The sequence below is a fragment of the Allobosea rubneri genome, from assembly GCF_032464875.1.
GTDB lineage: Bacteria > Pseudomonadota > Alphaproteobacteria > Rhizobiales > Beijerinckiaceae > Allobosea > Allobosea rubneri.
Window position 1 is genome coordinate 24,633 of the sequence record NZ_JAWDID010000020.1, and the last position, 25,324, is coordinate 49,956.

At 68.3% G+C, this 25,324-nt stretch carries 21 protein-coding genes; 8 read left to right on the forward strand and 13 right to left on the reverse strand.

Features of this window, described 5'->3' with window-relative positions:
- Positions 1-3: 3 nt before the first annotated feature.
- The 7 genes from RKE40_RS14590 to RKE40_RS14620 are packed head-to-tail and all read left to right on the forward strand — an operon-like array spanning position 4 to position 8,615.
- On the forward strand, positions 4-948 hold the full coding sequence (locus tag RKE40_RS14590; protein WP_316018956.1) for an ABC transporter permease: 945 nt from the start codon (positions 4-6) through the stop codon (positions 946-948).
- Positions 945-1,829 (forward strand): ABC transporter permease, encoded by an 885-nt coding sequence (locus RKE40_RS14595; protein ID WP_316018957.1) that lies wholly within the window; start codon positions 945-947, stop codon positions 1,827-1,829. Before RKE40_RS14590 ends, RKE40_RS14595 begins: the two co-directional genes overlap by 4 nt.
- Positions 1,826-2,791, forward strand: coding sequence for an ABC transporter ATP-binding protein (locus tag RKE40_RS14600; protein ID WP_316018958.1), 966 nt, complete (start codon positions 1,826-1,828; stop codon positions 2,789-2,791). The genes RKE40_RS14595 and RKE40_RS14600 overlap by 4 nt, the downstream gene beginning before the upstream one ends.
- Positions 2,788-3,660 (forward strand): ATP-binding cassette domain-containing protein, encoded by an 873-nt coding sequence (locus tag RKE40_RS14605; RefSeq protein WP_316018959.1) that lies wholly within the window; start codon positions 2,788-2,790, stop codon positions 3,658-3,660. Before RKE40_RS14600 ends, RKE40_RS14605 begins: the two co-directional genes overlap by 4 nt.
- Entirely contained in the window at positions 3,647-5,722 is a 2,076-nt protein-coding gene (locus RKE40_RS14610) for a hydantoinase/oxoprolinase family protein (protein WP_316018960.1), read from the forward strand. Before RKE40_RS14605 ends, RKE40_RS14610 begins: the two co-directional genes overlap by 14 nt.
- Positions 5,719-7,461: a hydantoinase B/oxoprolinase family protein gene (locus RKE40_RS14615; protein WP_316018961.1), complete on the forward strand. Its 1,743-nt coding sequence runs from the start codon at positions 5,719-5,721 to the stop codon at positions 7,459-7,461. Before RKE40_RS14610 ends, RKE40_RS14615 begins: the two co-directional genes overlap by 4 nt.
- Positions 7,458-8,615, forward strand: coding sequence for a DSD1 family PLP-dependent enzyme (locus tag RKE40_RS14620; RefSeq protein ID WP_316018962.1), 1,158 nt, complete (start codon positions 7,458-7,460; stop codon positions 8,613-8,615). Before RKE40_RS14615 ends, RKE40_RS14620 begins: the two co-directional genes overlap by 4 nt.
- Positions 8,616-8,810: 195 nt before the next feature.
- Here RKE40_RS14620 and RKE40_RS14625 read toward each other — a convergent pair whose 3' ends face one another.
- The 13 genes from RKE40_RS14625 to RKE40_RS14685 all read right to left on the reverse strand — a co-directional run bounded on the left by RKE40_RS14625 (position 8,811) and on the right by RKE40_RS14685 (position 24,674).
- Positions 8,811-9,314 carry a DsrE family protein gene (locus RKE40_RS14625; protein WP_316018963.1) on the reverse strand — a complete coding sequence of 168 codons (504 nt, stop codon included), beginning with the start codon at positions 9,312-9,314 and terminating at the stop codon, positions 8,811-8,813.
- Between the two features lie 26 nt (positions 9,315-9,340).
- Positions 9,341-9,970: a hypothetical protein gene (locus tag RKE40_RS14630; RefSeq protein WP_316018964.1), complete on the reverse strand. Its 630-nt coding sequence runs from the start codon at positions 9,968-9,970 to the stop codon at positions 9,341-9,343.
- Positions 9,967-11,007, reverse strand: a complete 1,041-nt coding sequence (locus RKE40_RS14635; protein ID WP_316018965.1) for a TAXI family TRAP transporter solute-binding subunit — start codon at positions 11,005-11,007, stop codon at positions 9,967-9,969. The genes RKE40_RS14630 and RKE40_RS14635 overlap by 4 nt, the downstream gene beginning before the upstream one ends.
- 62 nt (positions 11,008-11,069) lie before the next feature.
- A complete protein-coding gene (locus tag RKE40_RS14640; protein ID WP_316018966.1) occupies positions 11,070-14,099 on the reverse strand; it encodes a hypothetical protein in 3,030 nt (1,009 codons plus the stop codon).
- Positions 14,100-14,496: 397 nt separating this feature from the next.
- Entirely contained in the window at positions 14,497-15,486 is a 990-nt protein-coding gene (locus RKE40_RS14645; RefSeq protein ID WP_316018967.1) for a substrate-binding domain-containing protein, read from the reverse strand.
- Positions 15,483-17,243, reverse strand: a complete 1,761-nt coding sequence (locus tag RKE40_RS14650; protein ID WP_316018968.1) for a thiamine pyrophosphate-binding protein — start codon at positions 17,241-17,243, stop codon at positions 15,483-15,485. Before RKE40_RS14650 ends, RKE40_RS14645 begins: the two co-directional genes overlap by 4 nt.
- Positions 17,244-17,280: 37 nt before the next feature.
- Positions 17,281-18,780 carry a tripartite tricarboxylate transporter permease gene (locus RKE40_RS14655; protein ID WP_316018969.1) on the reverse strand — a complete coding sequence of 500 codons (1,500 nt, stop codon included), beginning with the start codon at positions 18,778-18,780 and terminating at the stop codon, positions 17,281-17,283.
- A gap of 7 nt (positions 18,781-18,787) precedes the next feature.
- Positions 18,788-19,285, reverse strand: coding sequence for a tripartite tricarboxylate transporter TctB family protein (locus tag RKE40_RS14660; RefSeq protein WP_316018970.1), 498 nt, complete (start codon positions 19,283-19,285; stop codon positions 18,788-18,790).
- Positions 19,286-19,343: 58 nt separating this feature from the next.
- Positions 19,344-20,315, reverse strand: coding sequence for a Bug family tripartite tricarboxylate transporter substrate binding protein (locus RKE40_RS14665; protein WP_316018971.1), 972 nt, complete (start codon positions 20,313-20,315; stop codon positions 19,344-19,346).
- 71 nt (positions 20,316-20,386) lie between these two features.
- Entirely contained in the window at positions 20,387-21,910 is a 1,524-nt protein-coding gene (locus tag RKE40_RS14670) for an aldehyde dehydrogenase family protein (RefSeq protein WP_316018972.1), read from the reverse strand.
- 123 nt (positions 21,911-22,033) lie between these two features.
- Complete coding sequence (locus RKE40_RS14675; RefSeq protein WP_316018973.1) at positions 22,034-22,954, reverse strand: NAD(P)-dependent oxidoreductase; 921 nt, start codon at positions 22,952-22,954, stop codon at positions 22,034-22,036.
- A gap of 37 nt (positions 22,955-22,991) precedes the next feature.
- Positions 22,992-23,600 (reverse strand): malonic semialdehyde reductase, encoded by a 609-nt coding sequence (locus tag RKE40_RS14680; RefSeq protein ID WP_316018974.1) that lies wholly within the window; start codon positions 23,598-23,600, stop codon positions 22,992-22,994.
- Between the two features lie 96 nt (positions 23,601-23,696).
- Positions 23,697-24,674: a LysR substrate-binding domain-containing protein gene (locus RKE40_RS14685; RefSeq protein WP_316018975.1), complete on the reverse strand. Its 978-nt coding sequence runs from the start codon at positions 24,672-24,674 to the stop codon at positions 23,697-23,699.
- A 289-nt stretch (positions 24,675-24,963) separates the two neighbouring features.
- Between RKE40_RS14685 and RKE40_RS14690 the strand changes: the two genes are divergently transcribed.
- A complete protein-coding gene (locus RKE40_RS14690) occupies positions 24,964-25,233 on the forward strand; it encodes a hypothetical protein (protein WP_316018976.1) in 270 nt (89 codons plus the stop codon).
- Positions 25,234-25,324 lie beyond the last annotated feature (91 nt).

A 25,324-nucleotide genomic window follows, 5' to 3' on the forward strand; every position in this document is an offset into this window, starting at 1 on the left:
GCCATGCTCCGCCTCGTCGCAGGCCGGATCGTCTCGTCGATCGGCACGCTGCTCTTCGTCGGCCTTGCGCTGTTCGCGCTGACACGTTCCGGACCGGGTTCGCCGGCCCGGATCGTGCTCGGGGCGGACGCGACCGCCGAGCAGATCACGCAGTTCGAGCAGTCGCACGGCCTCGACCGGCCTTTCCTCTCGCAATATGCCGCCTGGCTCGGCGACGTCATGCGGGGGGACTTCGGCAGGTCCTTCGTCACTGGCCGCGACGTCGCGACCGAGATCGTCAGCGCGCTGCCGGTGACGCTGTCAATCGTCGTGTTCGCCTTCCTGATCGCGCTCGTCTTCGGGCTGGGCATCGGCGTACTGGCGGCGCTCAAGCCGGGCGGGGTCTTCGACCGGGTGAGCCGCTTCGCCTCCGTGCTCGGCCTGTCGATACCCGCCTTCTGGCTCGGCATCGTGCTGATCCGCTTCCTGGCGGTCGATCTGCGCCTGCTGCCGCCGGGCGGCTATTTCCCGCTCTCGGCCGGGCTGTCGTTGCACCTGCAGAGCATCCTGATGCCCTCGCTCTCGCTCGCAGTCTACTACATCGCCGTGCTCGCAAGGATGACGCAGGCGAGCCTGCAGGAGACCTTGCGCGGCGACTATGTCCGCACCGCCCGCGCCATGGGTCTCTCCTCCCGCCAGGTCGTGTTCTACGCGCTGGTCAATGCGCTGCCGCCGGTGGTCAACCTCGCCGCGCTCTCCTTCGGCTACATGTTCGGCTGGGCGCTGATCATCGAGCAGGTCTTCAACATCCCCGGCCTGTCTCGCGCGCTGCTGAACGCGATCTCGCAGCGCGACTTCCTGCTGCTGCAGGGCATCGTCTTCCTGTTCACCGCGATCTTCGTCTTCGCCAATCTCGGCGCCGACCTGATCAACCGCGTGCTCGATCCGCGCCAGAGGGCGGCGGCATGAGCAATCTGCGCAAAGCCCTGCGTGGTCTTGACTGGAGTGGCTGGCTCGGCGCCGTCATTGTCGGGCTTATCGTGCTCGCCGCGATCCTCGCGCCGCTGATCGCGCCCTATGACCCGCTCGCGCTCAACATCGAGGACAGGCTGGTCGAGCCCGATGCGAAGCACTGGCTCGGCACGGACCAGGCCGGCCGCGACGTGCTTAGCCGCATCCTGTTCGGCGCCCGCGCCTCGCTCTCGGTCGGAATCGGCGCTGTGCTGATCGGCGCGCTGATCGGCGTCTCAGCCGGGGTGTTCGCCGCCTACAGGGGCGGGATCGGCGAGCAGATCGTGATGCGCATCGTCGACGGCGTTGCCTCGATCCCGCTCCTGGTCTGGGCGATCGCCATCGTCGGCATCCTCGGCGTCGGGCCGCTGCCGGTCGGCCCGCTGCTGCTGCCGAACGAGGTCAAGATCATCGTCCTCGTCGGCTGCCTGTTCTCGCCGGTTTTCGCCCGAGTCACCTATGCGGTGGCCAAGCGCATCGCCGCGGCCGACTATGTCCGCGCCCGCTTCCTGCAAGGCGCCTCGCACTGGCAGATCGTCAGCGGCGACGTGCTGCCGAACTGCCTCTCGCCGATCATCGTGCAGGGCACGCTGCTGGTCGCTATCGGTATCGTCATCGAGGCCTCGATCAGCTTCGTCGGCCTCGGCGTGCAGCCGCCGCAGCCGAGCTGGGGCACCATGCTCTCCGATGCCCGCAGCGCGATCTATTCGGGCGAATGGTGGCTGCCGGTGTTTCCGGGGCTCGCCATCTCGCTGACCGTGATCGGCTTCAACCTGCTGGGCGATGCGGTGCGCGACCTGTTCGATCCGCGCAGCGAAGCCAGGACGCTGGTCGCATGAGCCCGGCCCTGCTCAGCGTCGAGGGCCTGCGCGTCGGCTTCCGCTCGGCCGATGGCGGCATGGTCGAGGCGGTGCGCGGCGTCGACTTCGCCGTGGCGCCGGGGGAGGCCGTCGGCATCGTCGGCGAATCCGGCTCGGGCAAGAGCCTCAGCATGCTCGCGGTGATGCGGCTGCTCGGAGCGCCGGCCCGGATCACCGGCGGCCGCGTCGTGTTCGACGGTGAGGACCTGCTCGCCGCCGACGAGAAGCTCATGCGGGCGCTGCGCGGGCGCGACATCGCCATGGTCTTCCAGGATCCGCAGAGTTCGCTCAATCCGGCGCTGACCATCGGCCGGCAGATCACCGACGTGGTGCGGGCGCATCGTGGCGTCTCGTCAGCCGAGGCACGGCGTATCGCGGTGGAAGCACTGGAGCGTGTCGGCATCCGCGATGCCGGCCGGCGCCTCGCCTCCTATCCGCACGAGTTCTCGGGCGGCATGCGCCAGCGCGCGCTGATCGCCATGGCGATCGCCTGCCGCCCGCGCCTGCTGATCGCCGATGAGCCGACAACGGCGCTCGACGTCACCGTCCAGGCGCAGATCGTCGACCTGATCGCGGAACTGCGCCGCGAGCTTCGCCTCGCCGTCGTTTTCATCTCGCACAACCTCCAGCTCGTCGCCGAGATCGTCGACCGTGTCGTCGTGATGTATGGCGGCAAGGTCGTCGAGGACGGGCCGGTCGAGGCGATCGAGCGCGCACCGCGCCATCCCTATACCAATCTGCTCAAGGCCTGCGTGCCGAGCCTGTCCGGCCCGGTCGGCCCGCTCACCGCGATCGAGGGGGCGCCGCCGCGCCTCGGCCGGCTGCCGATGGGCTGCCCGTTCTCGCCGCGCTGTCCCGACGCCGCCGAACCCTGCGCCAGCCAGATGCCGGCGCTGGTCGCCGAGGCCGGGCACCGCACCGCCTGCTGGAGGCCGCGATGACCGGCCCGATCCTGTCGCTGCGCGGCGTCTCCAAATCCTTCCCGCAGGGCGGGCTGCTCGACCGTCTGCTCGGCCGCGACAGCCGGCTCGTCGCGCTCGACGACATCGGTCTCGACGTCATGCGCGGTGATGTCGTCGGCATCGTCGGCGAGAGCGGCTCGGGCAAGTCGACGCTGGCCAGCCTCGCAGTCGGGTTGGCGCGGCCGACCTCGGGCGAGGTCCTGCTCGACGGCCAGTCGATGGCGGACTTGATGCGCGACCATGCCGGGCCGTGGCGCCGGCGCGTGCAGATGGTTTTTCAGGATTCGAGCAGCGCGCTGAACCCCCGCAAGAGCGTCGATCGTTGCATCAGTGAGACGCTGGCGTTGCGCGGCGTGCCCAAGGCGCAGCGCGAGCGCGAGATCGCCGAACTGCTGACGCTGGTGGGGCTCGGCCCCGAGATCGGGCCGCGCCTGCCGCATGAGCTCTCCGGCGGGCAGCGCCAGCGCATCGGCCTCGCTCGCGCGCTGGCGATGAAGCCGGAGGTGCTGATCGCCGACGAGCCGGTCTCGGCGCTCGACGTCTCCCTGCAGGCGCAGGTGATCAACCTGTTGTCGCGATTGACCCGCGAGCTCGGCCTGACGCTCCTCTTCATCAGCCACGATCTCGCTTTGGTGCGCACGCTGTGCAGCCGCATCGTCGTGATGCGCAAGGGCGCGATCGTCGAGCAGGGGCCTTGCCTCGACGTGCTCGACCGGCCGCAGCACCCCTACACCCAAGCCCTCATCGCCGCCGTGCCGAAAGGCCTCGCCGGCCGGCGCACGCCGCTGCCGGTCCGTGCCGACACGGCGGCTCCAGAAACCCGGGAAGACATCCATGGCGCAGCATAGCTACCGGATCGGCATCGACATCGGCGGCACCTTCACCGATGTCGTGGTCGCGCGCGACGATGGGCTGATCGAGACCCGCAAGGTGCCTTCGACGCCGGACGACTACAGTCGCGGCATCGCCCAGGCCTTGAAGGCGCTGGTCGAGGACTACCAGACCACGCCCGACCGCATCACCGGCATCGTCCATGCGACGACGGTCGCGACCAACGCCATCCTCGAATACAAGGGCGCCCGCACGGGGCTCCTCACCACGGCTGGCTTCCGCGATGTGCTCGAGATGCGCCGCCTGCGCATCCCGGTGCTCTACGATCTGCAATATGACAAGCCGAAGCCGCTGGCGGCGCGGCGCCTGCGGCTCGAGGTCAGCGAGCGGCTCGGTCCCGATGGCTCCGTGCGCGTGCCGCTTTCGCGCGAGGATGTCGTCGCGGCCGCCCGGCGTTTCCGGGAGGAGGGCGTCGAGGCTGTCGCGATCAGCTTCCTGCACGCCTACGCCAATCCGCAGCACGAGATCGAGGCCGAGGCGATCCTGCGCGCCGAGCTCGGCGACGGCGTCTACATCTGCCGAGGCTCGGAGATCCTGCCGGAGATCCGCGAGTACGAGCGCACCTCGACCGTGGTGGTGAACGCCTATATCGGCCCGGTCGTGCGCAACTATGCCAGCGCGCTGACGGCACGGCTCGCCTCGATCGGCGTCGGCTGCCAGGTCGAGATGATGCATTCCGGCGGCGGCATCATGCGGCTGGGCTCGGCAGTGAAGCGGGCGGCGTCGCTGGTTGAATCAGGCCCGGCCGCCGGCGTCATCGCCTGCGCAAGGCTGGTCTCAGGGAGCGACGAGCCCAGCATCATCTCCTTCGACATGGGGGGCACGACCGCCAAGGCGGCGCTGATCGAGCATGGCGAGCCAGCCCGCACCACCGAATACGAGGTCGGCGCCGGCATCAATCTGTCGAGCAAGCTGGTCAAGGGCGGCGGCTACCCGATCAAGATGCCCTTCATCGACGTCTCCGAGATCGGCGCCGGCGGCGGCAGCATCGTCGCCATCGACAAGATGAATCAGGTCTCGGTCGGCCCGCAGAGCGCCGGGGCCTGGCCGGGACCGGTCTGCTACGGGCTCGGCGGCAAGCAGGCGACGCTGACCGACGCCTTCCTGACCCTCGGCTACATCAACGACGTCGCGCTCGCCGGCGGCAGCTTCCCGCTCCAGGCCGATGCCGGCCGCACCGCGCTGAACGACCAGGTCGCGCGCCCGCTCGGGCTCGACCTCCAGCAGACGGCGCGCGGGGTGCTGACGCTTGCGGTCACCACCATGACGCGGGCGGTCAAGGCGGTCTCGACCTATCGCGGTCGCGATCCGCGCCAGGCGACCCTGGTTGCCTTCGGCGGCAACGGCCCGGTGGTCGCGGCCGAGGTGGCGAACGCGCTCGGCATCCGCCGCGTCATCGTCCCGCGCGCCGCCGGCGTCTTCAGCGCGCTCGGCCTGCTGCGCTCCGATGTCGAGCAGGAGTTCGTGCGGCCGTCGCGGCGGCGGGCGGGGGAACTCGACGAAGCCGGGCTGGAGCAGCTCTTCGCCGAACTCGGCGCCGACGCCAGCCGCATCCTCGCGCTAGAGGGCTATGATTTGGCGCAGGCCGAATTCCGCTATGCCGCCGACTTGCGCTATGTCGGCCAGGCTTATGAATTGACCGTACCGGCCAGGCGCTTCGACATCGCCGAGCTCGCCGAACTGTTTCACCGCGAGCACGAGCGCACCTATGGCCACCGCTCGCAGAAGGATGCGGTCCATCTCGTCAATGCCCGTCTGACCGCGCGCCTGCCGCTGATCGCGCCGCGCCAGAAATTCGCGGCGGAGGCGCCGATGCGCCGGGCCGACCGGACAGTTTCCTTCAACGCCAGCGGATTCGCTGGCTCGATCGCCGTGATCGGCCGGGCCGATCTCGATGCCACTGCGCGGCGCGGGCCCTTCGTCATCGAGGAATATGACTGCACCTGCGTCGTCGGCCCCGGCCAGAGCGCGCGGCTCGACGAAGCCGGCAATATCGACATCGCCCTGGAGGCCGCATGAGCATGCGCGAGATCGACCCGATCACCCTCGAAGTGATCCGCAACGCGCTGGCCTCGACCGCCGACGAGATGGCGCTGATCGTGATGCGCTCGGCCTATTCGCCTGTCGTGCGCGACATCATGGATTACTCGACCGCGCTCTGCGATGCGAAGGGCCGGGTGATCGCGCAGGGGCTGACCCTACCGATCCAGCTCTGCTCCTTCCCGCGCATCATGGGCTTCGTTAGAGAACGCTATGGCGACACGCTGAAGCCGGGCGACATCCTGATTGCCAACGACCCCTACGGCTCCGGCGGCCAGCACCTGCCGGACATCTACATCCTGAAGCCGATCTTCGTCGCCGGCCGGCTCTCGGGCTTCGCCGCGACGGTGGCGCATCACACCGATCTCGGCGGCATCGTGCCCGGCTCGGTTGCGATCTACGCTACCGAGATCCAGCAGGAAGGCCTGCGCCTGCCGCTGCTCAAGCTCTACGAGGCCGGCACACCGGTCGACGCGGTCTTCCGCATCCTCGAAGCCAATACCCGCTCGCCGGTCGAGGTGCTCGGCGACATCCGCGCCCAGATCGCCGCCTGCAACGTCGCCGAGGAAGGGCTGAAGACACTGATCGGCCGCTACGGGGCCGAGATGCTCGACACCTATATCGACGCGCTGCACGACCATGCCGAGGCGATGATGCGCGACGTCATCCGCGCCTTGCCGAATGGCGTCTATCGCGCCACCGACTATATCGACGGCGTCGGCGAGAGCCCGCAGCCACTGCCGATCGTCGCCACCGTCACCGTCGCCGACGACACGATCGACATCGATTTCACCGGTACGGCCGACCAGGTCGCGGCCTCGATCAACTGCCCGATCTCGCTGCCGGAATCGGCCTCGTTCTGCGCGATCCGTTGCCTCTCGCAGCAGGATATCCCGAATTGCGAGGGGTATCTCAGGCCAATCACGGTCAGGGCGCCGGAGGGCTGCCTGGTCAATCCGCGTTATCCCGCCGCCTGCGGCGCACGCGGTGTCGTCGGCTATCGCGTCTTCGATGCGATCATGCAGGCACTGGCCCAGATCGTGCCGGAACGCGCCATCGGCGGCTCGGAGGGCGGACCCTACCTGCTGGCGGGTGGCGGCATGCATGAAGGGCGTCCCTTCGTGCTCAATGAGATGGTGGTCGGCACCTGGGGCGCGCGGGCCGGCAAGGACGGCATCGAGGGCATCTCCAATCCTGCCGCCAACCTCTCCAACCAGCCGGTCGAGATGATCGAGGCCGACATGCCGGTCGAGGTGATGCGCTATGGGCTCGTACCGGATACCGGTGGGCCGGGTGAGTTCCGCGGCGGGCTCTCCTTCATCCGCGAGTTCCGCTTCCTCGCGCCGATCCGTTTCGTGCTGCGCGGCGACCGGCGCGACCATCCGCCCTTCGGCTTCGAGGGCGGCAGCCCCGGCGCACCCTCGGCCCACATCCTGATCCGCGCCGACGGCACGGAGCAGGGCCTGCCGACCATGCCGATGGAGAGTTTCACCGCCCGCGCCGGCTACGTCTTCCGCCTGATCGGAGCGGGCGGTGGCGGCTATGGCGATGCGTTGCGGCGCGATCCCTTCCGCGTCGAGGACGATCTGCGGGAAGGGAAGGTCACGGCGGCGGGCGCTGCGCGGGATTACGGGGTGGTCTTCGCCGCCGATGGCGCAACCATCGATCACACCGCTACAGCTCGTCGGCGGGCCGAGCTTGCGGGGGCCACGCCATGACCATGCATTTGTTCGGCGCGGCCGCCCTCAACGAACAGCTCATCAACGAGCCGGGCAGCCGGGCGCGGCTGGAGACGCCGGCGGCGGTGCTCGATCTCGACCTGTTCGAGCACAATATCGTGCTGATGGCAGAGACCTGCCGCAAGGCCGGGCTGAACCTCAGGCCTCATGCGAAATCGCATAAATGCGCCGAGATCACCCGCCGGCAGATGGCGGCTGGGGCGCTCGGCAATTGCTGCGCCAAGCCCGGCGAATTGCTGGCACTGTTCGAAGGCGGCGTGCGCGATCTCCTGCTCAGTGCCCCGATCGCCAGCCCCGCGAAGATCGACGCGCTGGCACGGGCTGCGGCTGCAGGCGGGCGCATCGGCGTCGTGGTCGACCGGGCCGATCTCGCCACCGCTTATGCGCAGGCGGCGCAGCGGCACGGCGCCTTGTTCGACGTGCTGGTCGATCTCGATGTCGGGCTGAAGCGCAGCGGCGTCGCGACGCCGGCCGAGGCTGTCGAACTGGCGAAGCTCGTTTCCGGGCTGGACGGGCTGCGCTATCGCGGCGTCCAGGCCTATCAGGGCCGCGTTCAGCATATCGACGACTTCGCTGCGCGCCGCATCGCCAACCAGGAGATGGGCCGGCTGCTCGCCGCTATGATCGCGGCGCTGCGCGCGGCCGGTTTCGCGCCGGAGATCGTCTCGGGCGGCGGTACCGGCAGCCATCTCCTCGACGGCGAGGACCAGTTGCTGACCGAGATCCAGGCCGGCTCCTACGTCTTCATGGACGAGGCCTATGACAGCGTCGACATGCATGGCCGGGGCGGGCCGGAGTTCAAGCCGGCGCTGCGCATCGCTGTCACCGTGATCGGGCACAGCTCGCTCGGCTTCGCCATCACCGATGGCGGAAGCAAGAGCTTTGCGCTCGACGGCCCGCCTCCGCGCGTCTTCCTGAATGGTGAGCTGGTCGGGCGGATCGAATGGTGCGGCGACGAGTTCGGCCGCATCCTGACGTCGGACGGGCAGGGCGCGCTGCCGATCGGCACGGTCGTCGAATGCACGATCCCGCATTGCGACCCGACGATCAATCTGCACGACATCCTGCACGTCGTGCGCGGCGTCGATCTCGTGGCGCAATGGCCGGTCGAGGCGCGCGGCCGCGCCGATTGAGGCCCCAGGCGCCATTGGCCTGGGTTGGAAGGAGCGCAGGGCTGGACGAGCAATCTCTATAGCTGCAGAGCCGGTCAGCGGACGCCAGCACCGCTGAAGGGGAGCGGCAGCAGGCGATCTCGGAGTCCGCCAAGCTGGCTAGGCAGCAAGCGAGGCGATCAGATTATCCGGCCGCCGCCACCCGAGCACTGCTTGTCATGGCCTTACATAGGTCCAGCCGCGCTCCTGCAGTTCCATGACGCGCACCACGCCGGATTTTACGACCGAGACATCGGAAATGAGCGAAATCTCCTTGTTCTCGGCCTTCTTCATGTTCTCCTGCGTATTGCCGCACGCCTTGAAGGATATGGCCGGCGTGCTGAGCGTGAGCTCCTTGATCCGCGCCTTGACCGGGGAGGTGTCGTCCCTGAGCATGTGCAGTCCCGGCCCGAAGGTGACGATCTCGATTTCGACGGGCTCGCCGATCTCCTTGTAGTGCTGCGCGACGTTGGTCGCGTTGTTGAGCGCGAGATTCATCGTCGCTGGGTCGTTCGAGTTCACCTGGAGGACGAGGCGGTGGGCTTTTGTTTCGGCGGCAGTCCGCTTCGATGTCTGCGCCGAGGCCTGCCTCTTTTCCTGCGCGATGGAGGGCGGCGAGGCGATCAGGAGCGCCACGACGCTGATCAGCACGGCCCGGGCAGTTCCGTTGCAAGCAATCATCTTCGTTCTCCCGTTTGGTTCGAGGATCATCGGTTGCCGGGGGTGGCACCGAGGTTCGGCCACTTGCAGGCTAAGGCGATCTTGGCCCGCACCCCTTTCAGTCCGGTCAGGGCGAACTGCCCCTCATGGGCGGCGCCGGATCGGGGCACGAGGCGGACATTGAGGCCGCCCTCGTCAGGCAGGGAGTGCAGGAACTGCACGACATCGGCCCTGAACGCGGCACCGGAACCGAATGACGGGACTCCGGCCGCGATCTGCAGGGGAGCCGCCTCATTGACGCGATAGACGATGATATAGTCAGTTCCGCCACCGGTGACGGCCGGGCCCGAAACCGCCAATTCCGTTCGGCCGCCGCGGCAGTAGATGGTCAACTGCGTCAGCGAACTTTCGGGACCGCCGCGCGCGAACGTCTTCGCGGTCACGATCGGCGTATAGTCGACCGGCGAAGTCGTTTCGCTGACGATCCAGTTGTCTTCACCGCGGACCGGGCGGTCGGTAGGTACGATGCTGCGCGACAGCTTGTCCAGGCATTCCAGCCGTGCAGCAGACTCCATCGCAGCGCAGGCGCGAAGGTGAGCCGTCGGATCGGCCACGTCCTGCGCCAGCGCGACTCCGCCGGCGATCTCGATCGCGATGGACAGGGCGACCACCTTCATCGCAAGGCCCGCGGCGCTCTCGTCTGGCGATCCAGCCAGTCCTGCGCCGCCGAGAACCGGTCGAGGCCGGGGACGGTCGCAGCCAGGTTGATCGACTTCCACTTCGGATCGAAGCCCGGTCCCTGAAGCCGGTCGATGCGGGAGAACAGCACATCGACGAAACGCGCGACGCGTTGGTAGCGGTTTGACTGCGTCGGCCAGTTGAACGCGACGAGCGCGGTCGGCACCGCGATCGTCTGCACCCGCTCGCCCTGCTTGATCAGGCCGGGATACTCGCCCGCCTCCAGCACCGCCGGCAGGTAGTAGTCCTCGAACTTGCTGTCGTACTGGACGGACAGGAACTTGAAGCCGGGCTCGAAACGCCCGCGCACGAAAGCATCGACCGGCTTCGAGGTAATGAAGACGACTGCGGCGATCTCGCCCTTGCGCATCTGCTCGAGCGCGATCTGGTGCGGGATGAACATCTTGTCCGCATTGATGCCGAGCCGGCTGAAGATCAGCGGCCCCGAATAGGCCGCGGCGGTTCCCTGGGTGTTGAAGTTCACCTTCTTCCCGGCGAGATCCGATAGATTCTGAATCTCGGGGCGAACGAAGATGTGAAGTTCCGAGGGGAAGAGATTGAGGACATAGGTGATTCGGCGCCTGATCTGCGGCAGCTGGGCCTTGTACTCGTCCAGCGCGTCGGAGTTGATGATCGCCGTATCGACGCCGCGCAGATAGAGCAGCGAATTCAGGTTCTCGGTGGCTCCGCGCGTGACGATCGGCAGGACATGCAGGTTCTGTCCGTCGTCGGCGACGCGCGCCATTTCCGCCGCGAGACGCAGCGGCGCCCCCTCGATCAGTCCGCCGGCAAGGCCGACGGTCCAGGCGTTCATCTTCTCCTGCGGCGTCTCCTGCGCCGCGGCGCGATGCGGCGCAGCGGCCCCCGGGGCTTCGTTCCTCCGCGTCTGTGCCGACAGACCATCCGCCAGAAGCCCTCCGGCGAGCGCGATCAATGAGGCTAGCAAGAGCAGGCGTCTTCCCGAGGACCGTTCCATCCCCCAACTCCCTCTTGAGCACCGCAACAAAATCACAGGCCGGAGCCGGCCTGACAGGCGTCTCACCGACCCAGGCTGTCGAACCTCTCCTTCGCCTCCTGAATGCCGCCGGCATGCGCCTTCGCGTAGAGTTCGCGCGCCCGCGTCACCTCGCCTCGCGTTCCATAGGTCTTCCACGCCGAGAGAACGCCGGGATCGTAGGTTTCCGCGAGCATGAAGACCGCGCGAGCGCTGCCCGTGTCCGCAGCGCGTTCGAGCACGATCCGCGCACCACCGATGTCGCCCTGGCCGAGCAGCACACCGGCGCGCGCGATCATCCTTGCTGCCTCCGCACCGCCCTGCGCTTCCGAGGCGGCCGGCGATGGCACGGCGGTCGCGTCCTTCACCTCGATCGCCCGGGGGAGCTGGTCGTTCGTGACGAACTCCGGCCGGGCCTGCACATCCGCCGCGCGCCGCGTCGCATCGCGCTCGGCTGCCGACGCGGCAGACCTGTCGCGCTCTTCCCTCAGCGTCTGCTGAAGCGCCGCCAGTCTTGTCTCATCCGCCTGCCGGCGGAACTCCGTCTCTTCGCCAGCCTGGCGAAACTGCGCCGCCTGCGCCTCGATCTCGCGCCGCGCCGTCGCCAGCTCGTTTGCCAGGACGGCATAGCGGGCTCGCTCCTCCTCGAGGACCTTGCCGTGCTGCGTCGCGCTCGCGGTCAGTTCCTGCCGCGCCGCGGCAGTCTCGGCAAGAGCCGCCATTCTCTGGCGCTGCTGTTCGAGCAATTGCTCGGTCCTCGCGGTCTCCGCCTGCCTGAGTTCAGCCGTTTCATCGCTCGCCTGGCGTGACCGCGCCGTCTGCGCCTCGATCTCGCGTCGCGCCGTCGCCAGTTCGTTCGCCAACGCGGCGCCGCGGCTTCGCTCCTCGTCGAGGGTCTTGCCCTGCTGGGTCGCGCTCGCAGACTGTTCCTGTCGCGCCGCCGCTGCCTCCGCCAGAGCGGCTGCGATCTTCTGGCGCTGTTGTTCGAGCAGTTGCTCGGTCTTCGCGGCCTCAGCCTGCTTGAGGCGCGCCGCTTCATCGCTCGCCTTGCGCGATTGCGAGGCCTGCACCTCGATTTCACGCCGCGCCGTTGCCAGTTCGTTTGCCAGGGCGGCGCTGCGGGCACGTTCCTGGTCGAGAGCCTGCCCGTGCTTCGCCGCGCTTGCAGCCACGCCCTGACGCGCTGCCGCGGCCTCCGCGAGCGCGGCCTCCATCTTCTGCCGCTGCTGTTCGAGCAGTTGCTCGGCTTTCGCGGTTTCCGCTTGCTTGAGCTGTGCGGTGTCACCGCTCGTCTGGCGCGCTTGCGCCGCCTGCGCCTCGATCTCGCGTCGTGCCGCCGCCAGCTCGTTCACCAGTTTCGCGCTTCGGGCGCGCTCCTCGTCGAGGGCCTGGCTGTGCTTCGCCGTGCTCGCAGCCAGATCCTGTCGCGCCGCCGTGGCCTCCGCGGCGGCAGCATCCATCTTCTGGCGTTGCTGTTCCAGCACTTGCTCGGTCTTTGCGGCCTCAGCCTGCTTGAGCTGCGCCGCCTCGTCATTGGCCCGGCGCGATTGCGCCGTCTGCGCCTCGATCTCGCGCTTCGCCATCGCCAGTTCGCGCGCCAAGGTGGCGCTTCGGGTGCGCTCCTCGTCTAGGACTTGGCCGTGCTTCGCCGCGTTCGCAGCAATATCCTGTCGCGCCGCCGCAGCGTCGGCGACGGCGGCTTCCATCTTCTGACGATATTGCTCGGTCCTGCTGGCCTCGGCCTGCTTGAGCTGCGCCACTTCCTCGTTCGCCTGGCGCGATTGTGTCGCCTGTGTTTCGGCCTCGCGTCGCGCTTTCGCCAACTCGTTCGCGAGGGCGGCGCTGCGGGCGCGTTCCTCGTCGAGGATCTGGCCGTGCCGCGCAGTCGTTGCCGCCAGATTCTGCCGCGCGGCTGCGGCTTCGGCGACAGCCTCCGCCATCTTCTGGCGCTGCTGTTCGAGCAGTTGTTCGGTCGTCGCAGTCTCCGTCTGCTTAAGTTGCACCGCTTCGCTGTCAGCCCGGCGCAACCGTGCCGCCTGCGTCTCGATCTCGTGCCGCACTGTCGCCAGCTCGTTCGCCAGGGCCGCGCTGCGGGCGCGCTCCTCGTCGAGGGCCCGGCCGTGCTGCGCAGTGCTCGTGATCAGGTCCTGTCGCGCCGCGGCGGCTTGTGCCAAGGCGGCTTCCATCTTCCGACGCTGCTCCTCGAGCGATGGCTCGGTCTTGGCACTCTCGGCCGGTTTGACCTGCTCCGTCTCGCCGCTCGCCTTACGCGATTGCGACGCCTGCGCTTCGATCTCGCGCCGCGCCATTGCCAGCTCATTCTTCAAGGCGGTGCTGCGGGATCGTTCTTCCTCGACGGCCTGATGACGCTGCGCGGTGTGCGCTGCCAGTGCCTGTCGGGCAGCCGCGACCTGCTCTGCGAGGACTCCTGCGCGTTCACGCTCCTGCTTCAGCAACTGCTCCGCGGCCGCGCCTGTTCGCAGTTGCGCTTCCAGGCGCTCGATGGTGCGCCGGGCCTTGCCTAGTTCCTGCGCAGTGGCTGTCTCCGGCGTCAGGGCATCGGGAACGTTCTGGTTCGGGGGGCGCTGCGTGGTTGGCCCCGGCGTCGCGGCGAGGCGCTGCTCTCGAACCGTCTGCGCTTCTTCCGCGGGTGGATTGGCCCGGTTCTCGGCGGTCTGCCGGACCTCGGGGAGCGCTGCCTGCAAGTCCTTGCTCGGCGAGCGGCTGTTCTGGGCGACAGCACCATCCTTGGCAGGTCGCTCGACGGTTTCCTGCCTCACGAAGTAGAACAACGCCACCGCCACTGCGACGACACCGACGGCGGGTGCAGCGAAGCGTCGCCATCTGGGGCCGGCGACATCATCCGCGACCACTTCTCCCTCGTCCGGCCGGAGATAGGCATCGCGGGCGAAGGGGTGCCAATGCGTCGGCGTGATCTTGACGGGATTACCGTCCTTCCCGATCCAGCCTCCTGCCTCCGCCGACCAGCGCCCAACGTCGAAAACCGCATTCGCGTCATCCTCCAGGATGACGAAATGCCCGTCCTTCGGTGCGGTCTCGATCGCGTGGCGCATGAAAGGACGCCTGTTCTGAGGGCATTATCGAGGCATGGCATCTCCACTGTGCCCGAGAAGGAAGCTCCATCTCCTCGCGGCAAGTCACGGGGAGACTATCCCCAATTGCGGCGTTACGCCACACAGCCCTCCGGATGCGCCGGCAGCTGGCGCAAGCCCGACATCACGGCCGCTGTGCGGTAGCCGCGGCCGCGATGCCATTACCCCATCGTTCAGCTTCTCGCTTGCTGGCCAAGGCTTTGGAGCGTTCCCGGTCTGCAATTGCTGCCGTCAGCGCGCTGCGACACGAGCGGGAGCGCAGGCATGCCGCCTGGCCAGGAAACGCCCGGGCGCGATGCTTCACACGAGCGTGATCGGGGCCGCCGGGGCGCGCGGGCCGGGCCCGGCATGCAAGCGTCTAGAGGTCGAGCGGGAAGATCTCGCTGACGCCTAGCTGCCGGTCCACGATGCCCTGCTCGAACGAATAGCGCGCCATGGCTTCGATCGCCTTGCGGTTGGGCTCGATGCCATAGGCCCAGTAATCCGTCCCCATCACCGCTTCGGTCTCGCGCAGCGCCACCTCCTGCCAGGGCAGCATCGCCGTGTCATAGGCGTATTGATGCAGCTCATGCGCAGCGAAGGCCTTGGCCTCCTCGAAGGCGGTAGCGAGCGCCGGGGTGAGTTCGGGATGGCGCTCGGCCACGTCCTCGCGGATGCCGATCAGGTGCATCGGCGGGAAGAGACCGGTCTTGCGGTAGTAGGCCTTTTCCGCCGCGGGGACGTCGGCGAAGAGGCGCCTGATCGCAGGGTGGCCTGCGGCGAAAGCCTGCGGTGCGCGTGGCGCGATGATCGCATCGAGCTTACCGTCGAGCAGCCATTGCCAGAGCGTCTCGCCGGCCGGCAGGCGCGTCGTCTGGAATTGCGGAGGCAGGTTGACCGGCACCTTCTCGTCCCGTCCGGGCGCATCGATGCCGCCGATGATCCAGTGGATCGCCTCAGGCCGGACGCCGTACTCGTCGGCCAGCAGCCCGCGCACCCAGACATTGGCGGTGAGCTGGTATTCCGGCACGCCGACACGGCGGCCGGCGAAGTCCTCGGGCCGCTCGATGCCGGCGCCTTCGCGCACATAGAGCGCGCTGTGGCGGAATTTGCGCGAGACGAAGAGCGGCAGGCCGAGATAGCGGCAGCTGCCGCGCGAACGCAGCAGGAGATAGGTCGAGAGCGACATCTCGGTGATCTCGAACTCGCCGCCGAGCATGCCGCGGAGGAAGACCTCCTCGGGCGGCAGGATCGACCAGTCGAGCGCAAAGCCCTCGGGCCGGACCACGCCGGCGATCAGCGGCCAGGTCCGGTCATAGGCGCCGCAGCCGACGCTGAGGCGTGGCGTGGCTGGATCAAGCTGGCTCATCGGTCGGAGTAGCCCGGGACGATCAGCGCATCGATGATGTAGCGGCCGCCGGCGGCGACCACGGCCGCGCCGCGTTCGAGCTCGGCGATCAACTCGTCGACGCTGCGCACCGGCGCGCCGCCTTCGAAGCCCTGCGAACGTGCGAGCCCGATCAGGTCGGGCGGCGGATCGTCGAGCCGCTGGCCGATCCATTTGTTCTCGACCGGCCGGCCGCGCTGGCGGGCCATGCGCTCCTGATGGACCTCGTCGTTGAAATAGGAACGGTTGTTGGCGATCACGAGCAGCAGCGGCACGCGCTGGTGCGACGCCGTCCACAGCGCGTTGACGCCCATCAGATAATCGCCGTCGCCGATGACGCCGATGGTCATCCGGCCGCTGTCACGCAGTGCGATCGCGGCGCCGATGCTGTGCCCGGGCCCGGTGCCGACCGCGCCGCCGCCATCCTTGCCGAGGAAGTCGAGCGGGGTGCGGAAGCGGCAGGCGCTGCGCGGCCAGCCGAAGGAGAGCCGCGCGAAGGTGATCTCGCGATCGCCTGCGAACTCCGAGAGGGTGAAGGCGAGCTGCTCGGAGTTGAAAACCGCGCTGCGGTCCGGCCCCGTCGGCGCGCCCAGCGTCCAGTGCTGGTCAGCCGGGATGAGCGGTGCGGCCGGGCCCCAGTCGGCACCGGTGGCCTCGAGGAGCTGGGCCACGAAGCGGTCGGGATCGGCCGCCACCCTGACATCGCTCGCCGGCAGGGCCTGATGGTCCATGCTCCAGCCATTGGCGACATGGCCGTCGAGCGAGCAATGCACGATCGGGATGTCCAGCGGCTTCTGCGTCTGCGAGGCGCCGCAGCGGGCACTGAGGAAGCCTGCGAGGTCGTGCCAGTCGAGGCTGATGATCGCATCGGCTGCGCGCAGCAGCACCATTTCGGCCTCGTTCGGCCGCTCGCCGACCGGTGCCAGCCCGTGCAGGGCATGCTCGGTCGGAAAGCCCGGCGCGTTGTGCGTCGTGGTCAGTACCGTCGCGCCCAGGCGTTCGGCCAGCGCGATGCGACGCTGCCAGTCGGCGCAGCTGCGCGAGACCCGGCCGACGAGCAGGACAGGCGCCTTTGCGGCGCGCAGGATCGCAAGCGTGGCGGCGAGGTCCTCCGCCGGCGCGGCGGCAGGACGGGGCGGGGCGAAGCGTCGGACATCCGGCACGGCGACCTCGCGATCGAGCCGGGCCTCCTGCATCTCGGCGTCGAGGCAGACATAGACCGGGCCGGTCGGTGCCGTGCGGGCGATCTGGTCGGCCCGCAGCAGCGATTCCACCGCAGCCTCGGCCGAAGCCGGCTGATCGTCCCATTTCGTATAATGGCGCACCAGCGCGCCCTGGTCGCGCGCGGTGTGGATCCAGTCGATCCAGGGCCGGCGGCGATGGGCGTCGACCGGGCCGGTGGCGCCGATGATCAGCATCGGCCGGCGGTCGCACCAGGCGTTGAAGATCGTCATCGTGGCGTGCATCAGCCCGACATTGGAGTGCAGGATCACCGCCATCGGCTCCTGCGCCACGCGCGAGAAGCCGTCTGCGATGGCGACCGCATGCTCCTCGTGCAGGCAGACGATCATCGCCGGGTCGTGATTGCCGAGATGGTTCACCAGGCTGTCGTGCAGGCCGCGGAAGCTCGCCCCCGGCACCAGCGCGACATGGCGGTAGCCCAGTGCCCTGATGGTCTCGGCGACGACGTCGCTGCCCCACCGTTCCGTCGTCGCCGCGGCGCCCGTCTCGCTATGCATGTTGCTGTCCATGGTTCTGTCGCGGCTTCAGCCGCGCCTATTCGCTGAAGACCTCGTCGCGGCCCTTGCGGATCGCCGGGAGGACGGCGACCGTGAGCATCGCGAGCGCGATCACGATGAGGATGGCGGCGATCGGCCGCTCGACGAAGGTCATGAGATTGCCGCGCGAGATCATCAGCGCCTGGCGGAGGTTCTCCTCCATCATCCGGCCGAGCACGAAGCCGAGCGTCAGCGGCGCCGGCTCGAAGCCGAACTTGGTCAGCCCGTAGCCGAAGACGGCGAGCGCGCCCATGATCAGGATGTCGGCCGGCTCGCTGTTGATCGAGTAGACGCCGATGCAGCAGAAAATCACGATGCCGACGAACATCAGCCGGTAGGGCACCTTCAGCAGCTTCACCCAGAGCCCGACCATCGGCAGGTTGATGACGAGCAGCATAAGGTTGCCGATCCACATCGAGGCGATCAGGCCCCAGAACAGGTCCGGCATCTTGGTCATGATCTGCGGCCCGGGCACGATGCCGTGGATCGTCATCGCGCCGACCATCAGCGCCATCACCGCGTTCGGGGGGATGCCGAGCGTCAGCAGGGGGATGAAGGAGGTCTGCGCACCGGCGTTGTTGGCGGATTCCGGTCCCGCGACGCCTTCGATGGCGCCACGGCCGAAGCGCCGCGGCTCGCGGGCGAGCTTCTTCTCCAGCGTATAGGAGGCGTAAGGGGCGAGCACGGCGCCGTTGCCGGGCAGGATGCCGAGGATCGAGCCGAGCAGCGTGCCGCGCGCGATCGGCTTGGCCGAGGCGCGCAGCTCGTCGCGGCCGGGCAGAAGGCGGCCGATCTGGGTGTCGCGGACCTTGCGGGCCTCGCCATGCTCCAGGCTGCGGAAGACCTCGGCGATGCCGAACAGACCCATGCCGAGCAGAGCGATCTCGATGCCGTCGGCGAGCCAGGTCGCCCCGAAGGTCAGGCGGAGCTGGCCGGTGGTCAGGTCGGGGCCGACCGTCGAGAGCAGCACGCCGACCAGGATCATGATGATCGCCTTGAGCACCGAGCCGCGCGCCAGCAGCACGGCGAAGGCAAGGCCCATCAGCATCAGCGCGAAATACTCGGCCGGGCCGAAGATCAGGGCGATCCCGGCGAGCGGCGCGGCGAGCGCGGCGATGACCAGCGTCGCCACCGTGCCGGCGATGAAGGAGCCGATCGCCGAGATGCCCAGCGCGATGCCGGCGCGGCCCTGCCTGGCCATCTCGTGGCCGTCGATGGCGGTGACGACCGCGCTCGACTCGCCGGGAATGTTGAGCAGGATCGAGGCGGTGGAGCCGCCATATTGTGCACCGTAATAGATGCCGGCCAGCATGATCAGCGCCGCCGTCGGATCGAGCCCGAAGGTCAGCGGCAGCAGGATCGCGATCGTTGCGATCGGCCCGATGCCGGGCAGCACGCCGATCAGCGTGCCGAGCATGCAGCCGGCGAAGCAGAGCGCGATATTGGTCGGCGACAGCGCGATGCCGAGGCCGAGGCCGAGATTCTGGACCAGTTCCATGCCCGCCTCAGAGATTGATCGAGAATGCCGGCAGGACCAGCATCGGGATCGGCTGGTTGAGCGCGAAGCGGAACAGCAGCGCGCACGCCAGCGTCATCACCAGTGCGAAGATCACGAGCTCGCGCGGCCTGACCTCGCGCGAGCCGAAGCCCGCGACGATCATGGCGAGCGGCGCCGCCACGATGAAGCCGGGCTGGCGGATCGTCGCCGCGAACAGCACGATGCCGGCGAGCACGAAGGCGGGGCCGCGCAAATGCCAGCGCTCCAACGCGTCGCCCTCCTGGGTGAAGCCCATGACCACCAGTACGGCGCCGAAGAGGCCAATCGCGGCCGCCGTCCAGCGCGGCACCATCGCCGGGCCCATCACCCGCAACGTGCCCTGCGAGAGATTGCCGAGCATCCAGACGACGAAGAGCGCCGCGCCGATCAGGATCAGTCCGGACACGAGGTTCTGCGGCGAACGGACCGCCAATCTCGCGCCGGAGCCATGCTGGGACTGGCTCATGGCTGGCTCGCCCTGATCGAGGAATGAGGCTTGTGCGGCAGTTGCGAGGGCGCGGAGGTCATTCGACGGTCACGCCGACGGCCTGCACCATCTCGCCCCATTTGCGCACCTCGTCCTTGAGATAGGCGGCGGTCTGCGGAGCTGAGCGGGTATGAAGCAGATAGCCCATGCCGAGCAGCTTCTGCTTGGTCTGCGGGTCGTTGACGATCTCGGTGATGGCGGCGTTGAGCTGCTCGATGATGGCCGGCGGCGTCTTGGCTGGGGCGAAGATGCCCACCCAGGATTCGGCGACGAAGGGATAGCCGGCTTCCGTGTAGGTCGGCACGTCAGGCATCGCCGCGACGCGCGTCTCGCTCGCGACGGCGAGGCCCTTCAGCTTGCCCTCGACGACCTGCGGGATGATGCCGAAGGAGGAGGCGACCATGTCGACCTGGTTGCCGAGCGCGGCCTGCACAGAGAGGGCGCCGCCGCGGAACGGGATATGGGTGGCGGGCTGCTTGGCCAGCGTCTTCAGGAAATACTCGGTCGCCAGATGCGAGCCTGAGCCGACGCCAGCGCTGGCGAAGGTGACCTCGTTGCCCTTCGCCCAGGCGAGATAGTCCTTCAGCGTGCCGGGTTTCGACGGATGGGTTGCGATGCTCTCGGGCGAGGAGGCGGCGATCGCCACCGGCACGAGCTGATCGAGCGCGTAGTCACGCTTCTTGTAGAGGGTCTCGTTGATCGCGATCGCGGTGGAAGTGACGAGCAGGTTGAGCCCGTCCGGCTTGGCGTTGGCGATCAGGGCCGCGGCGGTGTTGCCGCCGGCTCCGGCCCGGTTCTCGACGGTGACCGCCTTGCCCCATTTCTCGTTGAGCTTCTGGCCGACGATACGGGCGAAGGTGTCGACGAAGCCGCCGGCTGCGAAGGCCACGGTCATGTTGATCCGGTCCGAGGGGTAGGCCGGCGCCTGGGCGGAGCCGGGCGCCGTCGAGATCGCAAGCATGGCGGCGGCGGAAAGCAGGCAGGCGAAGCGTCCACGGAGCTGGCGCATGTTCTTCTCCCTTTCAGATTGCGGTCTGGCAGCTCTCTTGCGGAGCCTTCGTCTGTAAAATTTATGGAAAATCAGGCTCTTGCGGGCCGCTTGAGGTTCACGTGGATGTGCTTTTCCTGCGTGTAGCTCAGCAGCTCCTCAAGGCATTCCTCGCGCCCGAGACCGGACTGCTTGTAGCCGCCGAAGGGCGTGCCGAGGAAATGCCGCGAGACCTCGTTGATCCAGACGAAGCCGGCCTGGACTTCGGCGGCGAGGCGGTGGGCATCGCGCACATCATTGGTCCAGATCGAGCAGGTCAGCCCGTATTCGACGCTGTTGACCGTCTCGAGCATGCTCGCCTCGTCGCTCCAGCGAAACACGGCGAGCACCGGTCCGAAGACCTCCTCGCGGGCAAGGCGCATCGCCGGCGTCACCTCGGTGAACACCGTCGGCTCGACGAAGTTGCCCTTGGCCAGCGCAGGATCCTGCGGACGCCCGCCGCCGCAGAGCAGCTTTGCGCCTTCCGCCTTGGTGTCGGCGATGAAACCCATCACCTTGTCGAGCTGCTGCCGGCTGATGATCGCGCCCATGGTGGTCGCCGGGTCGGACGGGTCGCCCGGCCGGAAATGCTTCACGCGCTCGGCGATCCGCTCGACCACCGCGTCGTGAATGGACTCATGCAGGAAGGCGCGGCTGGTCGAGCCGCAGGACTGGCCGCACCAGATGAAGTTCATGCCGGCAACGACGGCGGCCGCGACCTCGTCGGGATCGGCGTCGGCGAGCGCGACGAGCGCGTTCTTGCCGCCGAGCTCGAGCAGCACCGGCTTGATCGTGTCGGCGCCGGCCTTCATCACGGCCCGGCCGGCCTGGACGCTGCCGATCAGCGAGATCATCGCGACATCGGGGTGCGAGGCCAGCGCCGCCCCCGCATCGCGGCCGCCGGGCAGGACGTTGAAGACGCCCGGCGGCAGCAAGCCCTCGATCAGCTCGGCGAAGCGCAGCGAGCTCAGCGGCGCCTGATCCGGCGGCTTGACGATGACGGTGTTGCCGGCGGCGAGGGGCGCTGCCGATTTGGCCGCGCAGAACATGAAGGGGTGGTTGAACGGGATGATGCGGCCGATCACGCCGCGCGGCTCGCGCACCGAGAAATTCACCGAGTCCCGGCCGAGCGGAACCGACTGGCCCTTCATCTCGGTGACGAGCCCGGCGAAGAAGTCGAGCTGCGCGGCGGCATTGGCGACGTCGCCGAGCATTTCGTGGACCGGGTTGCCGCCGTCGATCGCGTCGATCAGGGCGAGTTCGCGGGCATTGGCCCTGACGATCTCGGCGATCCGCCGCAGGATCTTGGCGCGTTCCGCCGGCGCGACATTGCGCCAGACGCGGTAGGCGGCCTTCGCGGCCTTGACCGCCGCATCGACATCGCCTGCCGTGGCCTGCGCGACCTCGCCGAGCGAGGCGCCGGTCGCCGGGTTGAAGAGTTCGAGCATCTTGCCGCCGGCCGAGTGCCAGTCGCCGTTGAAATAGAGCTGGCGGTTCCGCGGCAGGACGTCGGTGGGGGCCGCGCCCTTCGCCGGATCATGCGGCTCGCGGCGATCTGCGGCGATCGGCTGGCTCATCTCATCTCTCTCCCTGTTCGCGGCGGGCACCTTGCGTCCATGCGACGGGCACCTCGAAATTCTTGGTTCTGACCTGGGTACCGGGTCGCGGCGGGCAGGTCTTCGCCCGGTCTCGGGTTCGATCTATAACTTTTGAGAATACCCGCCGTTTGGAGCGGTCGCGCCGAGCGCGTCCTCGACCTTTTCGAGCATCGCGAGCCCCCCTTCGGGGCCGAGCTGCAGCCCGAGCCTGCCGAGCCGCTCCTGCTGGACGACGACGCCCTCGGTCACGGCCGGATCGAGGCCAAGCTCGCGCAAGGTGAGTGCCACTTCGCGCATCTCGGCGGCCCGCCTGACCCCATGCTGGAGCATGCGGCTGACATTGTAGGGAACCGCCACCGGCCAGTCGAAACCGGGATAGCTGCGCCCGAGCGAGGCGAGGATCGTCTCCTCGACGCCGGCCTTGTGCGCAGCCATGAAGCACTCGTAACTCAATGCTTCCAGCCCCTTCACCATGACGCTGCGGACCATCTTGATGGTGGTCGCCGCGCCGATCTCGTCGCTCGCCTTGGCGAGGCTCATCCCGAACTCGCCGAAGATCGCGATGAAGCGCTCGCCGGCCTCGCCCGCGACCAGGCAAGGCGTGGCATGGCGCTTGGGATGGACCGGCGCCATGATCGCCAGGTCGAGATAGGCGCCGGGGCGAGCGAAGAGCGCGGCGGCCTCGCGTTTACGACCCGGCGAGACGGAATTCACATCGACGAAGACCTGTCCGTCCGCGAGATGCGCCGCAGCCGCGCGCGCCGCTTCGATGCTGGAGGCGGCGGTGACCGCCGAGAACACGAAATCCGCGCCGGAGAGCGCCTCGGCGAGGCTGGGGGCCAGGCGAACGCCGAGCCTTGCGGCGGGCTCGCGGACCCGAGCCTCCTCGCTTGCAATGTCGTAGGCGGCGATGTCGTGAAGGCCGGCCTCGATCAGGCCGCCGGCAAAGGCCTGGCCGGCCTCGCCGAAGCCGATGAAGCACAGGCGCGGCCGATTGGCGCGATCGGGAACGGGTTGGCCCATGGCTCGGTCCTTTCGCTGGCGAGTGGCGAAGCGCTGGTCAGAGGATCTGGCAGACGTCGTCGAAGGCGAAGCGGGCGGCCCGCGGCCTCACGCCGGACGGGTCGCCGTAGCCGATATTGATCAGGAAGTTCGACTTGACCTGTCCGCCTGGGAAGAACTCCTCGTCGACGATATCGTGCAGGAAGCCCGACATCGGCCCGCAATCGAGGCCGAGCGCACGCGCCGCCATCAGCAGATAGGCACCCTGGAGGGTTGCATTACGGAAGGCCGCACGCGTCGCGAGATCGGGGTCGGCGAGATAGCCGGCCCGGCGGTCGACGGCATGCGGGGCCAGGAGTTCGAGATGGTCGAAGAAGCGGCTGTCGATGCCGAGGATGGCGGTGACCGGCGCCGCCATGGTCTTGTCGACATTGCCGGGCTTCAGGCCACGGCGCAGCCGCTGCTTGGCCTCGGGCGAGACGACGAAGACGATGCGCTGCGGACTGATATTGTTGCTGGTCGGCGCCATGCGGGAGAGCGCATGCAGCTCGCGCAGCTGTGCCTCCGTGACGGGGCGGGGCAGCCAGGCGTGATGGGTGCGGGCCTCGCGGAAGAGCAGGTCCAGGCTCCGCTCGGAGAGTGTTTCGCGTGAGGTCTCTTGCAGCATGCCGGCTCGCCCTGGGATCGATGGCGGCAGGCTAGCGGCGGGGGCGGCGCGAAGTCTTCGGCGCGGCCTGGCGAAAAGCTATAAGCGCGGGGAATATCAGGCTGCGCTGACGGACGGCGCGGCCCCGTCATCGTCGAGCAGGCCGGTCGCCCGCAACTCGCGCAGATGCTCGCGCAATGCCGCGACCAGCGCCGCGACGGCGGCCGGGCGACGGCGGTTCCGGAGGGTGATGATCCCGGCCGGCCGGCTGCTCGAGGCCATCGCGACCGGAAGGATCTGCACCGCCCCGCGCCCGAGATCGCCCGCGAGCATCAGCCGCGGCAGCACGGTGACGTAGTTGCTCGACAGGATCAGCTCGCGGATGAACGAGATCGAGCTCGAGCGCAGCGGCGCGCCGGGCATGTCGAGGCCGGAATAGGCGATGACTGAATCGATCTCCTGGCCGAGCCGCTGTTCGAGCGAGGGCAGCACCAATCCGCAATCGGCGAGGCTCGCCGTCGCGGCTTCCGAGCCTTGCAGCAGCGGGTGACCGGCCCGCGCCAGCACCGAGATCGGCTCGTGATAGATCGTCTCGCGGTGGACGTCGTGGGGCGTCTCGAGCTCGTAGAGCCGGCCGACGATCAGGTCGAGCTTGCCGCTTTCGAGCTGGGGCATCAGCTCGGCCGTCCGGCCCTGCACCAGCCGGATGTTGAGCTCGGGGTTCGAGGCGCGCAGCCGGCCGAGGGTCGGCGGCAGCACGCTCGTCGCGGCGGTCGGCAGGGCGCCGATCACCAGCGTACCGGCGCGGCCCTGCTCGATCAGGCCGACATCATCGGCGAGGCGCTCGACCAGCGACAGCATCGCCCGGCCCCGTTCGACGACGGCGCAGCCGAAAGGGGTGATCATCACCCCGCGCGCCGTCCTGTCGAAGATCTGGTGGCCGATGACCTGCTCGACATCCTGCACCGCCTTCGACACGGCCGGTTGCGTGATGCTGAGCGTGTGGGCTGCGGCGAGAAAGCTGCCCTGCTCGGCCACGGCGATGATGATCTCGATCTGCCGCAGCTTCAGACGGGCATAGAGCTGCGACCGCATGGCTTATCCCGAGCTCCCAGACCGACGCGGATAGCGGCGCATGTCTGGCAGGGTATCCGACGCGCCGCGAAAGACAAATTTGCAGAATGTGCGCTTTGATGAAGATGATTCATCTAACCGGCCGGGAAGCTCTGGCGAGCCGATCCGGTTCGGCCCGGTACTGAACAACCGCCACGCGGGCCGGGCGAGGGGGCTGCTCAGGGCGGCACGGCACCCCTGTAAGCGTCCTGTAAGCCGGCGAGGCTACAGCTTGCTCAACGACGGGCCTTGCCCGAGCAGGAGCAGGTTAATGAGCACGGAACGAAACAACATTCCGCTGAACGACGAGAGGTTGGAAGACGTGAACGGCGGCTACAATGTGTTGGACGGCCTGAGAAGGATAGGTCGGTCCGTCTCCGACAGTTCCGCTAAGGGCAGCGCTCTCACCAAGGGGACGATTGGCGTCGCCAGCGCGGGCACCGTCGTCGGAGCCGTCGTCGGCGCGTTCAGCGGCATCACCAAAGAGGTTGGCCTGGGCGTCAACGAGGCGGTCGGCGGCATCAAGCATCTGATGCGGTAACGCCGTGCAATGGCGTGGGTGTTGAAGCAGAGGGCACACAGCGCCTAGGCTAACGCTGGCGGCGCGAACGGCATGCCCGCGTTCATCGACA